Annotated in this window: 10 protein-coding genes; 5 read left to right on the top strand and 5 right to left on the bottom strand. The window is 66.7% G+C overall.

The window, feature by feature from the left end:
* Positions 1–3 precede the first annotated feature (3 nt).
* From QMG61_RS16885 to QMG61_RS16875, 3 genes are read right to left on the bottom strand one after another with little or no spacing between them, the layout of a single operon-like run.
* The gene (locus QMG61_RS16885; protein ID WP_283495500.1) at positions 4–1,446 is read right to left on the bottom strand and encodes a maltokinase N-terminal cap-like domain-containing protein; all 1,443 of its coding nucleotides are present in this window, start codon (positions 1,444–1,446) and stop codon (positions 4–6) included.
* A 54-nt stretch (positions 1,447–1,500) separates the two neighbouring features.
* Positions 1,501–2,694: an MFS transporter gene (locus tag QMG61_RS16880; protein WP_283495499.1), complete on the bottom strand. Its 1,194-nt coding sequence runs from the start codon at positions 2,692–2,694 to the stop codon at positions 1,501–1,503.
* A gap of 39 nt (positions 2,695–2,733) precedes the next feature.
* Positions 2,734–3,405, bottom strand: a complete 672-nt coding sequence (locus QMG61_RS16875) for a GntR family transcriptional regulator (protein ID WP_283495498.1) — start codon at positions 3,403–3,405, stop codon at positions 2,734–2,736.
* 239 nt (positions 3,406–3,644) lie between these two features.
* Here QMG61_RS16875 and QMG61_RS16870 point away from each other — a divergent pair, with 239 nt between their 5' ends.
* The 5 genes from QMG61_RS16870 (at position 3,645) to QMG61_RS16850 (ending at position 11,573) form a co-directional block, all read left to right on the top strand.
* Positions 3,645–5,033, top strand: a complete 1,389-nt coding sequence (locus QMG61_RS16870) for an FAD-binding oxidoreductase (protein ID WP_283495497.1) — start codon at positions 3,645–3,647, stop codon at positions 5,031–5,033.
* A gap of 327 nt (positions 5,034–5,360) precedes the next feature.
* Positions 5,361–7,625, top strand: coding sequence for a formate C-acetyltransferase (gene pflB, locus QMG61_RS16865; protein WP_283495496.1), 2,265 nt, complete (start codon positions 5,361–5,363; stop codon positions 7,623–7,625).
* A 46-nt stretch (positions 7,626–7,671) separates the two neighbouring features.
* Positions 7,672–8,529 carry a pyruvate formate-lyase-activating protein gene (gene pflA, locus QMG61_RS16860; RefSeq protein WP_283495495.1) on the top strand — a complete coding sequence of 286 codons (858 nt, stop codon included), beginning with the start codon at positions 7,672–7,674 and terminating at the stop codon, positions 8,527–8,529.
* A 186-nt stretch (positions 8,530–8,715) separates the two neighbouring features.
* Positions 8,716–9,210: an aromatic ring-opening dioxygenase LigA gene (locus QMG61_RS16855; RefSeq protein ID WP_283495494.1), complete on the top strand. Its 495-nt coding sequence runs from the start codon at positions 8,716–8,718 to the stop codon at positions 9,208–9,210.
* 188 nt (positions 9,211–9,398) lie between these two features.
* The gene (locus QMG61_RS16850; protein WP_283495493.1) at positions 9,399–11,573 is read left to right on the top strand and encodes a transglycosylase domain-containing protein; all 2,175 of its coding nucleotides are present in this window, start codon (positions 9,399–9,401) and stop codon (positions 11,571–11,573) included.
* A gap of 33 nt (positions 11,574–11,606) precedes the next feature.
* Here the strand turns inward: QMG61_RS16850 and QMG61_RS16845 are convergent, their stop codons facing one another.
* Together QMG61_RS16845 and QMG61_RS16840 are read right to left on the bottom strand one after the other, a co-directional pair.
* Positions 11,607–14,993 carry a DNA polymerase III subunit alpha gene (locus tag QMG61_RS16845; protein ID WP_283495492.1) on the bottom strand — a complete coding sequence of 1,129 codons (3,387 nt, stop codon included), beginning with the start codon at positions 14,991–14,993 and terminating at the stop codon, positions 11,607–11,609.
* Positions 14,990–15,262, bottom strand: coding sequence for a hypothetical protein (locus QMG61_RS16840; RefSeq protein ID WP_283495491.1), 273 nt, complete (start codon positions 15,260–15,262; stop codon positions 14,990–14,992). Before QMG61_RS16840 ends, QMG61_RS16845 begins: the two co-directional genes overlap by 4 nt.
* Positions 15,263–15,590 lie beyond the last annotated feature (328 nt).

The following is a 15,590-nucleotide window of genomic DNA, read 5'->3' as shown; positions in this document are numbered from 1 at the left end:
CGGTTAAGGGTGGCGGGGGGAGGGGGTCAGGTCGACTAGGCGGGTTATCGCTGCGAGGGGGATCGGGAGCCAGGTCGGCCGGTTTCGGGTCTCGTAGACGGCCTCGTAGAGGGCCTTGTCGAGTTCGAAGGCGCTCAGCAGCGCACCCTGCTCGTTCGGATCCACGCCCGAACGCTCGGCATAGCCGTCGAGGAACGCAGCCCGGCAGGCGTCGGCCCAGGCGAGCGAGGCCGACGCCGGACGTTCCGGGTGCGCCAATTCGATCGTGCCCGCGGCGTAGGAGAATGACCGCAGCATGCCGGCAATGTCCCGTAGTGGGACATCCGGTCGGCTTCGGTCCTCGAGCGGCCGCAGCGGCTCGCCCTCGAAATCAACGAGAACCCAGCCCCGGCCGCCCGGAACATTGAGCACCTGGCCCAGATGATAGTCGCCGTGGATGCGCTGCAGCCGTGGCCACGGAGCCGACTGCGCCCGCCTGAAGATGGTTTCGATCGCCGCACGGTGCTCTCCCAGCGCGGGGATCTCGGCCGCGGTGGTGCGGAAGCGTTCCCGGATGGCCGACAGCTGCGCCGCGATCACGTCGGGGGTGGCCTCGCGAGTCGGCATCACCGCAGCGAGGTCGGCGTGCACGGCGGCCGTTGCCACGCCGAGGTCGTGCGCCTCCCTGCTGAAATCCCCGCCGGTCGAGGCCGCGGTGAGGGCGGCGCGCCAGGCGTCCTCGACCCCGGGCAGGAATTCCTGGGCGAAGGCCAGGTGGCCCCTGGCGCGTCCGGCAGGGCGGTCGGGGTCGTCCCATTCACCCTCGACGTAGCCGATCGGTTCGGGCACGAACCGGGATCCGGCCCTGGCCAGGGCCGCCTGCACCGATATGTCCGGGTTGTCCCCGTGGTGGAGGGCACGGAACACCTTGCAGATGATCGGGCGAGCCGGGGCGTCATTCGCGCCCCTGGTGTCGAAGATGATCGAGGTGTTCGATTGCTCCCCGGTGAGCACCCGGCTGGCCGCCACGGTATATGGAGGAGTGTCCGGCGCGTCGAGCAGGAGTTCGCCCCGTGCGGATGCGCCCGTGTCCTCCTGGCCGATCGAGGCACCCTGGTTCAGGATGACCCGCAGGATCGCGTCCGCGTAGGCGGGGTCATGCGGTGCGTCGTAGACATACCGGGTCATTCCGTCCGGGCCGTTCACCGCGGCGACCAGGGCGCGTTCGGCGCTCGGAAGGGGGGCGGCGCGCTCGGTGAGGGGAAGCTGGTAAAGGGTATCTTCCCCGCCCGCGGCGTCGATGACGAGGTGGGTGCGGATGTCCACTCCCGGTTCGGCCGACGAAAGCGACCACTGGGCGACACTGCGCAGAGCGGGCACGTTCCCCTTGCTCGCGAACCAGCGCTGGGTGGCGACCCACTGATTGAGGTAATCAGGGACAGGGGTTCCGCGACCGTTCTCAGGCATGTCGCCAGCGTACGCCAGGGGTGGCGCCGCCAGTCGCGGAAGGGTTCCCTTCGATCAGACGCGACGGATGCCGTACGCCACGATGGCGAGACAGCCGGCGCCGACGACGGCCAGGATTCCCATCAGCACGGTGTAGCTCGTGACCGCGCTCAGCCAGGCGAACAGGACCGGCAGCAGGAAGCCGACGTAGGTGAGGCTGTAGTAGACCCCGGTGATGCCGGCCAGGTCGGCCGGGGTGGAGATCCGCTGGATCTCGACCAGGCCGGCGACCACGCAGATTCCGTAGGACGCGCCGAGGGTGATCGCCGTGATCAACGCGATCACGGGGGAGAGCAGGACCGTGGTCGCAATAGAGAGGAGCAGTCCGAGGAGCAGGACGCTCATCCCCACCACCAGTGCCCGACCGTTCGTGAGCACGTTGAGCCTGGCCACGAGGGGCTGGACGAGGGCGCCGGTACCGAGCGTGACGACGGTGAGCAGGGTCGCGTAGGCGAGATTGAGGGAACCAAGCTCGTCTTCGACGAGCTTGGGCATGATCGCGTAGGCGATCGCCGCCGCACCGAAGACCCACGGGGCGGAGGGGGCGATGACGCGCAGGAACCGGCGGTGGCCGGACAGTGGAACGGCGAGGTCCTGCCAGAACGGGCGGTGAGAGCGATATCGCGGCACTGTCTCCGGAGCGCGGAGCAGGCGGGGCAGCACGAGCAGGCTGAGGGCAATGTGCACAAGATAAGGGGAGAGGGTGGGCATCGGTCCCCACTGGGCGAGCGCCCCCGCGACGCCGGCGCCGAGTCCGAACCCCACGGTCAGGGTGAGCGCGGGGCGGCGGGCGCCGGCGGTGAGGTCTGCCCGGCGGTCGAACGGCGGGCTGGAGAGTTCCTTGAGCCAGGCGGTCCCGACCGACATCGCCACGCCGACGCTCAGGCCGGCCAGGAACCGGCCGAGGGAGAGCATGATTTCGCTGGTGAAGCCGAGACCGAGCAGAAGGCTGGCGGTGATGCCGATGGCGACCCCGACGACGGACAGCGGCTTGCGCCCATAGCGGTCGGACAGTGCGCCGGCCACGAGCAGTCCGGGGATGAGGCCGACGACGTAGAAGCCGAGGAACAGATCGGCCATGAAGGCCGAGTAGTGGCCCAGCGACTCGTACATGTGCAGGAGCGGAGTGAAGTGGTTGCCACCCCAGGCCATGACGAAGAGGGCGGGCGCGGCAAGCTGCCAGGCGGGGATGGTGCGGCGGAAGCTCATGTTTCTTTCTGGAAGGCGTATGGCGCCGGGGCGCCGGGGTCAGGAGTCGAGCGGCCCCTGAAAACCATGGCGCACGTGCCGCCGAAGTTCGGCCTCATAGCCGGGGGCATCCCCGGCGCTGAGATAGTCGGCGAGGGCGCGGTGTTCCGTGACGTAGCGCTGGAGACTGCCCGGGTCGCGGTTCGCGACGCGGTGCAGGAGGCGCTCGAGGCGCGGCCCGAGCCGGGTGTAGAACTCGTCGATCACCCGGTTGTGCGCCTCATCGACGACCCGGGCGTGGAACTGGTGGTCGGCCCGGGCGAAGGTGAGCGGGTCGCCGGTTCGGGCGGCCTCTTCCTGCACCAGGATCAGGGCGGCCAGGTCGCCGTCCACGGCGTGGTCGGCGTCTCGGCGAGCGCTGTGCAGCGACACCGCGGTCGTTTCGAACATGATGCGTACCTGGAGGAGCTCCATGGTCTCGACGTCGTCGAGGGCGGTCACGACCGCGCCCTTCTTGGGGAACAGCTTGAGCAGACCGTGGGCCTCGAGTGCGAGGAAGGCCTCTCGCACCGGGGTGCGGCTGGTGCCCAGGGTCTGGGCGACGTCGCCCTCGGTGAGCAGCGAACTCGCACCGACGGCGCCGGTGATGATCCCGTCGGCGACGTGGGCGTATACCCGCTCGACGGCGGACGGACCGGCGGCGCCGGTGCGGGGGGACCTGGAGGGGCTCATGCCTCCAGCCAACCATAAATGCATCCATAAATACAATCCCGCCGATGCCGTGTTGCCGACGCCGGGCGTAACTTTCGCACCGAACCCCGCCGAATTCTCTCTTAGACTTGCCAGCGCAGCCATCCGAGACATGCCCTCCGCAGAGTCCGAGTCCTCGCCTCGCGCGTTCCCCCTCGCCTCACCTGATGTGATCGCCTGCCGCTACTCCGGCCGCACAGACTCCTATCGCAGAGGCATCCGTGACCACGACAGCACCCAAACTCACCCTCCTCGAGCAACTGGTCGAGGTATTGCCGACCGGGCAGATCATCACCGGCGAGAAGACCGGGGCGTATCTCCGTGACCAGTCCGACAGCACCGCGGCCGGAATGCCCTTCGCGGTCGCCCTGCCGGTGAATACCGAGCAGGTCGCGGCGGTCGTTGCGTTCGCGGCCCTGCACGGCATCCCGATCGTGCCACAGGGTGCGCGCACCGGACTTGCCGGGGGCGCCAACGCGATCCTGGGTTGCATCGTGCTGAGCACCACCCGGCTGAACAAGATCGTCTCCGTCGACGTCGAGGACCAGACCGCCACGGTGCAGGCCGGTGTGCGCACCTACGCCCTCGCCAGGGCGGCCGCAGCTGTCGGCCTGTTCTACCCACCGGATCCCGGCTCCTGGAAGGGGTCGACCGTGGGCGGCAACGTCGCCACCAACGCGGGCGGGATGCTCTGCGTCAAGTACGGCGTGACGGGGAACTTCGTGCGTCAGCTCACGGTCGTCCTCGCCGACGGATCCGTCGTCCGCACCGGCCAGCGCACCATCAAGGGCGTGACCGGTTACGACCTGACCGCCCTCCTCGTCGGCTCGGAGGGCACGCTCGGCATCATCACCGAGATCACCGTCGGGCTCCTGCCCGCCCCGGCCGCGGCGTCGGGAGTGTCGGCGACGTTCGCCGACACGGAGGCCGCCCTGGCCGCCTCCGCGCTCATCGTCGCGTCCAACCGCCGACCGAGCATCCTCGAGTACCTCGACGGCCCGTCGATCGCCGCGATCAACGCCTTCGACCCCGAGTCCACGTTGCCGGCCGGTGCGGCCGCCCTGCTGCTCGTGCAGTCGGACCAGGCCGGCCAGGCCCACGACGACGTCGAGGAATATGCCGCCATCCTCCGCGCCGAGGGGGCCACCGAGGTGGTCGTCGCTCACGACCAGGATCACCTCGACCAGCTGATGGCGGCGCGCCGGTTGCTGCAGCCGGCGCTACAGGCCGCACGTGGATCCAGCCTCAACGAGGACATCACCGTGCCCAGGTCCCAACTGCAGGCGCTCCTGACCGGACTCGCCGAGATCTCCCGCGAGCTGGCCATCCCGATCGGTACCGGCGGGCACCTGGGCGATGGAAACCTGCACCCGATGATCGGGTTCGACGCCGAGAACCCGGCCGAGGTTGACGCGGCGCATCGGGCCTTCGCCCGGGTGATCCGGCTCGCGATCTCCCTCGGCGGCTCCGCGTCCGGCGAACACGGCATTGGAATGCTCAAGCAGGCGCACCTTGACGACGAGCTTGGACCGATCCTGCGCGACCTCCAGCGCCGGGTGAAGGCCGCCTTCGACCCCGACTCGCTGCTCAACCCGGGAAAAAAACTTTGAAAATTCGGTCAGGATTCTCCCTTTGCACCTTCGTTCTGGCCTCTGGACAGCACTTTGACTCGCGGCGAAGTCGACAAACTCGCACCGATGGATGCGCCGGGGATTCGCGTCCAAAATTGACTGCCTCCCCTTAAGGGCGCGGGCGCGAAACCCCGGCACCGATTCGTGTGATACGCCCAGCGACCGGAGTAGTGTTGGCAGAAGAGGGCAAGTCACGATGCATCGCCGCATTAGCCGCACGCCTCGTGGTCCTGCTCTCCAGGCCCGACTGCGGGAGACACACTTCTGCGGCGGGGGAGACTCGATCCCACGAGGAGTGAAATCTACATGACCATCACAGAAGGTGTTCGCAGCGACAAAGACGCGACGCAGGCCGAGCGTCCGGACTTCGTGTCCGGCCCCTGGCAGGACTCGATCGATCTCCGCGATTTCATCCAACGCAATTACACGCCCTATCTGGGCGACGCATCATTCCTGGCGGGCCCGACGGACCGCACGACCGGGGTCTGGGCCAAGCTGTCCGCCATGTTCCCCGAGGAACGGCGCAAGGGCGTCTACGACGTCGACGCGACCACCCCGTCGTCCATTACGGCCCACAAGCCCGGTTACATCGACGAGCCCAACGAGGTCATCGTCGGACTGCAGACGGATGCGCCGCTCAAGCGCGCGATCATGCCGTTCGGTGGCTGGCGCATGGTCGCCACCTCGCTTGAGACCTACGGCTACCCCGTGTCTCCCGAGCTCGAGAAGATCTTCACCGACTACCGCAAGACCCACAACACCGCAGTCTTCGACGTCTACCCTCCCGGCGTGCGTCGCGCCCGCAACAGCCACCTGATCACGGGACTGCCTGACGCCTACGGTCGCGGCCGGATCATCGGTGACTACCGTCGCGTCGCCCTGTACGGCGTCGATGCCCTCATCGCCGGCAAGAAGAATGACCGTGCCGAGCTCGACATGGAGCCCTCGACCGAGGACATCATCCGTGCCCGCGAGGAGAACTCGGAGCAGATCCGCGCCCTCAAGGAACTCGTTCAGATGGCGGCCAGCTACGGTTCCGACATCTCCCGTCCCGCCGTCACGGCCAAGGAAGCCGTGCAGTGGCTGTACTTCGCCTACCTCGGCGCGGTCAAGGAACAGAACGGCGCAGCAATGTCGTTCGGACGCAACGCGGCCTTCCTCGACGCGTACATCGAACGCGACCTCGCGAACGGCGCCCTGACCGAATCCGCCGCCCAGGAACTCATTGACGACCTGGTCATCAAGCTCCGCATCGTGCGCTTCCTGCGCACCCCCGAATACGACGAGATCTTCGCCGGCGACCCCACCTGGGTCACCGAGTCGCTCGCCGGAATCGGTGACGACGGTCGCCCGCTGGTCACCAAGACCACCTTCCGTTTCCTCCAGACGCTGTACAACATCGGCGCAGCACCGGAGCCGAACCTCACCGTTCTCTGGAGCGACGCGCTTCCCGATGGCTTCAAGCGCTTCTGCGCCCAGGTGTCCATCGACACGTCGGCGATCCAGTTCGAGTCGGATGACATCATCCGCGCCGAGATGGGTGACGACGCCGCCATCGCGTGCTGTGTGTCGCCGATGCGCGTCGGCAAGCAGATGCAGTTCTTCGGGGCCAGGGTCAACGCCGTCAAGGCGCTCCTCTACTCGATCAACGGGGGCAAGGACGAGGTCTCCGGCAAGCAGGTCGCCCCGGCAACCACGCCCAACGCCGAAGAGATCCTCACCTACGACACGGTCTTCCCGGCCTACCTCGAAACCCTCGAGTGGCTCGCCGAGACGTACGTCACCGCACTGAACTGCATCCACTACATGCACGACAAGTACGCATACGAGCGCCTCGAAATGGCACTGCACGACAAGGAAATCATCCGCACGATGGCTTGTGGCATCGCCGGCCTGAGCGTGGTTGCCGACTCCCTGTCGGCCATCAAGTACGCCAAGGTGCGTCCGGTGCGTGACGAGACCGGTCTCGTCGTCGACTACACGGTCGAGGGTGACTTCCCCAAGTTCGGCAACGACGACGACAACGTCGACGCCATCGCCGTTGACGTGATGGAACGGTTCATGACAATGATCCGCAAGCACCCCACCTACCGGGATGCGATCCACACCCAGTCGATCCTGACGATCACGTCCAACGTGGTCTACGGCAAGGCAACCGGCAACACGCCGGACGGCCGCCGCAAGGGCGAGCCTTTCGCACCGGGTGCCAACCCGATGAACGGTCGCGACACCCACGGGATGCTCGCGTCGGCGCTCAGCGTCGCCAAGCTCCCGTACAGCGAGGCTCAGGACGGCATCTCGCTGACCAACACCGTGGTGCCCAGTGGCCTCGGCCACACCAAGGAAGAGCAGATCACCAGTCTGGTCGGCCTCATCGACGCGTTCACGTCGGCGACCGGTTACCACATCAACGTCAACGTGTTGAACAAGGACACCCTTGAAGACGCCATGCTGCACCCGGAGAACTACCCGCAGCTGACGATTCGCGTCTCCGGCTACGCGGTCAACTTCGTGCGCCTCACCCGCGAGCAGCAGATGGATGTCATCAGCCGCACGTTCCACTCGCACTGACATTCACCGAAATCAACCCCGCGGCGACGCTGAGTAGGACGAGACAATGCCCGCAGTAAACCTCGGCCTGCCCAGCGCCGGCGCCGCTATCGATCTGGTGGACGGTTCATCCGTCAGCAGTGAACAGGCCGAACTGGCCGAACTCCACCACCTCGAGATGGAAGCCATCCACAACGGCACCGTGGCCAGTGTCCACTCATGGGAACTGGTCACGGCCGTGGATGGCCCCGGCACGCGAATGACGCTCTTTCTTTCCGGGTGTCTGCTGCGTTGCCAGTATTGCCACAACCCCGACACCTGGAAGATGCGCGACGGGTTGCTGACGACGCTCGATGACCTCGTGACACGGGTCAAGCGTTACAAGGGCGTCTTTGAGTCGACCGGAGGCGGGATTACCATCTCCGGTGGCGAGCCGCTCATGCAGCCCGCCTTTGTGGCGCGCATCTTCGAGGAGTGCCACAAACTGGGCGTGCACACCACCCTGGACACCTCCGGGTTCCTGGGCAAGAGCGCGTCGGATAAGTTGCTGGACAACCTTGACCTGGTGCTGCTCGACGTGAAATCGGGCATCCCCGGGACGTACAAGGAGGTGACCGGTCGGGACCTCGCTCCGACCGTCGCCTTCGGTGATCGCCTCGCCGAACGGAAGATCCCGGTCTGGGTGCGTTTCGTGCTCGTGCCTGGGCTCACAGACGCGGTCGACAACGTCGACGCCGTCGCCGAGATCGTGGCGCGGTGGCCGAACGTCGAGCGCGTCGAAGTGTTGCCGTTCCACCAGATGGGTGAGGACAAGTGGGACAAACTCAATCTGCCCTACCCGTTGCACGGAGTTCATCCTCCGGACAATGAGTTGCAGGAACGCGTTCGGGAGCAGTTCCGGGCACGGGGACTGACCGTCTTCTAGGGCCGGCATCCTGGCCCAACGGGGCGGCACGGAATGGAATCGGGCGTGGCATAGCACAAATGCCGCGCCCTTTTCCAACCCCCACTACGGGGTGCTTGGTGGGAATCACCTGTGAAAGTGCCTTGAAAGTGCCAAGCTGGAGTCACGACAGTGTCACGACCACGTGCCACGACGAAAGGCAAGCAGATGAGCGCAACAACACACCCGGCATCCACCGTTACCCTGACCTCCGGGAAGGCTCGCCTCGTCAGGCTGATCGGGCTCCTGGGCATCATCGGCGGCCTCGTGATGCTCCTCGCCGGCGGCCTCGTCTGGGGCACGGTCAGCAGCCAACTCAGCGAAGAGAAAATTACCGTCGCCGAGGATGCGGCCTTCCTGCCCGGCGCAACCGTCGACAACCCGTTCGCGGCCTACGCGCAGGCGTCCATCATCAACCACCACGCAATGAAGGCCAGTGACGGGAAGACCTACGCCGAGCTGGCCCAGGACGATCCCATCCGCCCGACCGTCATGACCGCGTCGCTCCTGCGCGCCTCGCTATTCACGTCGATCGTCGCCTTCGGCGTCTCGGCCTTCGCGATGGGCGCGGGCATCCTGCTGAGCCTGTTCGGCTGGGCCATCCGTGCCACGGTGCCGTCAGCGGCCAAGTCGACGACGCGGGTGGACGCAACCACCGTCTGACTCTCGCGGGGCTAGCCTCCGCTGACCGAAAAGGGCCTGACAGCATTCGCTGCCGGGCCCTTTTTCGCTGTGAAACGCCGGTAGCCGGCTCCCGTGGTGTCACATTCAGACATCCACGGCAAGCCCCTTCGGAGATCGCCCCGTTTGGGGTTCAATGGTGAGCAAGGTACCGAGTCAGGCGGGGGCACATGAAGCGCAACACGGAATTCGTCGAACGACGAACGTTCCTCGGCGTGCTCGGCGGCCTCGTCGGCCTGGTCGCGATGAGCTCTTCGGCCGGACTCCTCGCGGCAGTCGCTGTCACCCCGGTGGTGGCGTTGTCAAGCATTGCGGCCACCGACACGATCAATGTTTTCGAGAACCTGCCGGAGTTTCTCTCGATCGATCGGTTGTCGGAGAAGAGCAGTATTTACGCGACCCGGACCGATGGTTCGGTGGCTCTGCTCGCTTCGTTCTACGACCAGAATCGAATCGAGGTCGCGTTGGCGGCGATCAGCCCGTATGTCAGGGATGCCGCCATCGCCAGCGAGGACCCCCGATTCTTCGAGCACGGCGGTGTTGATCTCCAGGGCACAGTCCGGGCGGCCGTGAGCACCTTCGCCGGCGGTGAAATTCAGGGCGGATCGTCCATCACCCAGCAGTACGTCAAGAATGTGCTCGTGCAGAAGTGCGAAATCATGACGGATGCGACGGAACGACGCACCTGCTATGTCGCCGCCACCGAGACGACCCCTGACCGGAAACTCAAGGAGATGCGCCTGGCCATCGGTCTCGAGAAAAAATACTCCAAGAACGACATCCTTCGGCAGTACCTGAATATTGCGGGCTTCGGCGGCACGGTATACGGAATCGAGGCCGCGGCAAACTACTACTTCAACACCGCAGCGGCAAACCTGACCTTGCCGCAGGCCGCGAGCCTCGTCGCCACGATCAACAACCCCGTCAAGTTTCAGCTGGATGATCCACTGAGCGAGACAAACGGTGCGGCAAACGGGTATCAGGCCAATCTGACCCGCCGCGACTACATTCTCCGCGACATGCTCACCCAGCGCAAAATCACCAGAGCCGAGTTCGACGTCGCCATCCAGACTCCGATTGAGCCGGTCATCACCGAACCGAGTACCGGGTGCCAGACGGCCGCGGGCAGCGCGTTCTTCTGCGACTACGTCACGCATGTACTCCGCAACGACCCGACATTCGGGGCCGATGAGGCGACCAGGCTGCTCAACTTCCGGCGCGGAGGCTACGAGGTCTTCACAACCCTCGACCTGGATCTGCAGAACACGGCCGAGAATACGATCCGGGCCAATGTTCCGAGCACGTACCCCGGCTGGGACGTGGGTAGCGTCATTTCCAGCGTGCAGGTCGGCACCGGGCGGGTGCTGGCGATGGCGCAGAACAAGGACTACAGCCAGGATCCGGCGGTGCAGGCGACGGGCGCCAACTACACGGGAATCAACTACAACACCGACTACGTCGACGGCGGGTCGAGCGGGTTCCAGCCGGGCTCGACCTACAAGGTCTTCACGCTGGCGGAGTGGTTGAAGGAGGGGCACTCCCTGAACGAACGGGTCGACTCGCGGCGCAAGTCGAACTGGGGAACCTTCCAGGACAGTTGCCTGGGCCCACAGAATTACGACAAAGACAAGTGGGACCCCAAGAACGACGCGAAAGAGAGTGGCGCCAACTACAGCGCCCTCGAGGCCACGATCGGCTCGATCAACACGGGCTACATCGGGATGGCGAAGAAGCTCGACCTGTGCGGCATCCGGAAGACCGCCGAGGCCTTCGGCATGCACCGCGCCGACGGTGACCCGCTGCTCCAAAACGCCGCCTCCGTGATCGGAACGAACGAAATCGCCCCGCTGAGCCTGGCCGTCGCGTTCGCCGGTATCGCCAACAACGGGGTTGTCTGCACGCCGGTCGTGATCGACCGGATCGTCGATGCGGCCGGCACGGAGTTGCCCGCTCCGCAGTCCCAGTGCAGCCAGGCCGTCGACCCGGCGGTGACCGCCGGGATGGCCTATGCCATGAGCCGGGTGATGACCAGCGGCACGGCTCAACAGTCCTACCAAGCGACCTCGCCCCGGGTGCCGATGATCGGCAAAACCGGGACAACCGACGGCAATAAGGACACCTGGATGAGTGGAGCGAGCACGAAGGTCGCGACCGTGGCGGCCGTCATCAGCCTCACCGGGGACGCCAACCAGCGTGCCGTGTTCTTCGACAGCGGGCAGGCCGCGACCGCACGCCATCGGATGTGGCCGGCCGTCATGTCGGTCGCGAACGCGAAGTACGGGGGCGGCGATTTCGCGATGTCGTCGCCGAATGCCGTGATCCGTTCGAGCACCCCCTCCGGTTAGGAGCGTCGGCGGGCGACGGGGGACCGGGTGCGACTACGCGCGGAGCGGCCACAAATGGTGCACATTGTCGACCGGGATAGCGGCCAGTTCCGCCGCGAGTTCGGCGGCCCGGTCGGTGTGCCGTGCCGCGGCTTCCGCCTTTCGCCGCTGGTCGACCTTCCGGACGACGTCGGTGAGGTCCCACAGGTTCTCCCCGGTGATGGACACTCCCTTCGCCCCCGACCTTCGGGTTCGGCCCCGCACGAGGATATGGCGGGTCTGGAACACGGCCCCCCCAATTCGTTCCTGCGCGTCGTGGAAGAAGACGACGTTCGAGACCGGTCCCGTGCCGTCATCGAGGCTGACGAAGACAACTCGGCGGCCGTTGCGCATTGGCGGGGTGTTCGTTGCGCGCCGTACTCCCGCGATGAGCACCTCGGTGCCGCCGGGAAGATCGGCGAGTTCGGAGGCGGGGGTGACCCCCAGCTCGGCGAAGAGCGGGTAGAACCGGGTCATCTGGTGGCCGGACACCGCGAGGTTCAGGTCCCGCAGCTCCAGGTCGGTCTGGCTCCGCCCGCGCAATTCCAGGGAGGTGACCGCGGTGAAGCGGGCACCTTCGAGGCCCTGCACCGGCAGTTCGACCTCGAACGCCAGCTGGTTGTCGTTGATGGTGACCGCGGTGCCGCGCAGCGACTGCACGTGGACGAGGAGTTCGTGCCGGCGGGCACGGTCGTACCCGATGAAGCTGTCGAGCGCCCCGACCCGGGCGAGTGCCTCGAAGGTCTTCCTCCGCGGCCGCACCCGGTCGCGAAAATCCTGCAGCGAGGAGAACGGCTGGTGGCGCACGATGCGAGCCCGTTCAGCCGCGGTGCCGCCGGCGAGCTCGGCCAGCGCCAGCCGGATGCCGCGGCGTTCGTCGCCGAGCTCCTCGACCCGGTAGTCGAGCCTGCTCCGCTGCACGTCGAGGCCGAGGACCGGCACGCCGAGCAGCCTGGCCTCGGCCACGATGAGGTCCTTCGGCCACATGCCGGGCGCGTGGGTGAGCAGGCCGGCCAGGAAAACTGCGGGATGGTGAGTCTTCAGCCAGGCCGACTGGTAGGTCGGCAGTGCGAACGCGGCGCCGTGCGCCTTGGCGAAGCCGAAGCTGCCGAACCCCGCCAGCATCGTCCAGACCTGGTCGATGATTGCGGGCGGGAATCCGCGTTCCAGCGCCCGCTCCCGCACGAACTCCTCGATTCGGGGTAGCTGCTCCGGCTTGCCGAGGTGGCGGCGGAAGACATCCGCCCGGCCGAGACCACACCCCGTGAGCTCGTCGAACACGCGCATCACCTGCTCGTGGAAGATGACGACACCCTTGGTCTCCCGCAGGATCGGTTCCAGTCGCGGGTGGATGTAGTCGGGCATCACCTCTCCGTGCCTGGCCTGGAGATATTTCAGCGGCATGTTGTTCTGCATCGGGCCGGGCCGGAACAGGGAGATCTCGACCGTCAGGTCGTTGAAGACCTCTGGCTGCAGCTTGCCGACCAGCTCCATCTGGCCGGGTGATTCGATCTGGAAGATACCGAGCGTTCTGGTCGACCTGATGAGTTCGAAGGTGGCCGGGTCGTCGAGCGGGATCCGGTCGAGGTCGATGCTCTCACCGGACAATCGGTGGTGTTCCTCGACGGCGTGCGCCATCGCCGACTGCATTCGGACGCCGAGGATGTCGAGCTTGATCAGTCCCATCGGGTCCATATCGTGTTTGTCGAACTGGGACATCGGCAGCCCCATGCCGGATGCCTGCACCGGCGTGCGATCGAGCAGGGTCGCATCGGAGAGGATCACCCCGCAGGGGTGCACGGAGATGTGCCGGGGGAGGCGGTCCAGCTTCGCGGTCAGGTCGACCAACTGGTCCAACTGCTGGGACTCGCGCACCTCGGCGGCGAGCGGCTCCAGCTCGGGCTTCTCTGCCAGGGCGCGCCGGAAATCCCTGGCGTTGAAGCGCCACATCTGTTTGGCGATCGACGCGACCTGCTCGTGGTTCATTCCGAGGGCGAGGCCGGCGTCACGCACGGCGCCGCGGCCGCGATAGGCGTTCGTCATCGACATCAGGGAAACCCGCTCGCCGCCGAAGGTCTCGAACAGTCTGCGGTAGATGTCGTGGCGGCGCGCGGACTCGACGTCGAGGTCGATATCGGGCAGGGTCTGCCGTTCGGGCGAGAGGAAACGTTCCCAGAGCAGGCCGTTGGAGATCGGCTCCACCGACGAGGTGCGGAGCGCATAGTTGAGCACCGAGCCGACCCCTGAGCCGCGTGCCTGGATGCGGATGCCCATCTCCCTGATGATGTCCGCCACCCGGGCGACGGTGAGGAAATAGCCGGCGAAGCCGAGGTGCTCCACGGTCTTCATCTCGTGCGCAAGCCGGGCGTGCGCCTCCTCCGCCGATGCGGCACCGCTGCGCTCCCCGGCTTCCGGCCTCGGATAGAGGTCATCGATGCCGGCCCGCGCCCGTTTCCAGAGCTCGGCGACCGGGTCACCGCTGACGCCGATGATTCGCGCCTCCGGCATCCGTGGCCGGCCGAGACCGATATCGGCCTCGGGGTCAAGAGCGCATCGTTCGGCGAGCCGCTCGGTGTCGCGGAAGAGCCGCTCGAGGGCGCCATCGTCGTGCAGCCCGGCATCGACCACCATTCGCGCCACCTGGCGCATCGCCCGCGCCGGCTTGAGCCAGGCCTGCCCGTTCGTCTGCGGCTGTTCGAGGTCGGCGAGCGGAGTGAGCGTGCGGGCCGCGTCGGCGAGGTCAGCGGTGACCGCCTCCTCCGGGGTGCCGTAGCGCACCGCGTTGGTGAGCACCGCGGGCAGGCCGGAATGTTCGGCGAGGGCGAGCATGCGGGTCGCCGGCGTCACACTGCCGGGGGTGCCGGGTTCCGACAGGTGGCAGACGACCTCGAGGGTCACAGAGTCGGCCGGCATGGCGCGCAGCCAGGCCGCGAGGCGGGCGCGAGCATCCTCGTTGTCACGATGCCCGGTCGCGGTGCCCACATCGGAGGTCGGACCGAGCAGTACCGTGAGTGAGCGGAGGCCGGCCAGTTGCGCCAGTTCGGACCGGCCGATGCTGGGCAGCGCTCCGAACCCCTGCGACACGGTGCGGTGCGCGGCGGAGACGGCGCGGCAGAGCGCCGCATACCCGCGCCCGTTCGTGTTGCCGTGGGCGAGCACGACCACCCGACCGAGGGAGAGATGGTCGTCGTCGTGCACGGCGAGGTCGGCGCCGAGCCCCGGTTGCACGCCGGCGTCCACGCAGGCTCGCACGTGCTTGACCGCGCCGTACAGGCCGTCTCGGTCGGTCACCGCGAGGAAGGTGGCGTCTTGTGCCGTCGTCTGCTCGGCCAGCGCCTCCGGCATCGTGACCCCGTAGTGCGTGGAGTACGCGCTGGCGACGTGCAGGTGCGGGAAACTCATCCCCAGTCGAGGGCGAGCACCCACGATCCGTCGACATCGCGTCGCAGATCGTAGCGGTGCTGTTCCTCGTCCCCGCGTGACGCGTCCAACCGCCACAGCTCGGTGTCGATCCGCAGTGGCACGCCGTCGTTCTCCCACCAGCGGGTGCGGGTGAAAACGGCCTGGGGCTGACCGATGACGGTATGCTCAAACCGATTCCAGATGAAGGCCAGGGGGTCGCCGTCGGCCGAAAGCTCGACCTCGACCTCGGTATCGATGATCTGCGGCATTCGGCGCCCTCCGGTAGTTCGAACAAATGTTCGATTCTTGGAGTGTACGTCACGCCACCGACAGACGCCAGTGGGAACTGTCAACCGGGTATTGAGGGTTGTTGTCCCGCCGGATGCCGGCCGGGTGTCGCGAACAGGGGGAACGGCTGGCCGGGTCTCCAGAATGGGGCCACCGGAGGGTGGAATAGCGGCACTGGATATTCCTCCACATTGTGGGTTTGATCAGGTTATCCACACCCCTCGGTTGGCGTCATGGTGCGGGCTGGGAATGTCGGTGGCTGGTCGTAGTGTTCGGGTATGGCCACCCCGGTGAGTACCTCCCAACAAG

It is taken from the genome of Cryobacterium sp. PH31-AA6 (assembly GCF_030063195.1).
In the GTDB taxonomy this organism is placed as follows: domain Bacteria; phylum Actinomycetota; class Actinomycetes; order Actinomycetales; family Microbacteriaceae; genus Cryobacterium.
This window is presented reverse-complemented; position numbering and strand designations above follow the sequence as displayed.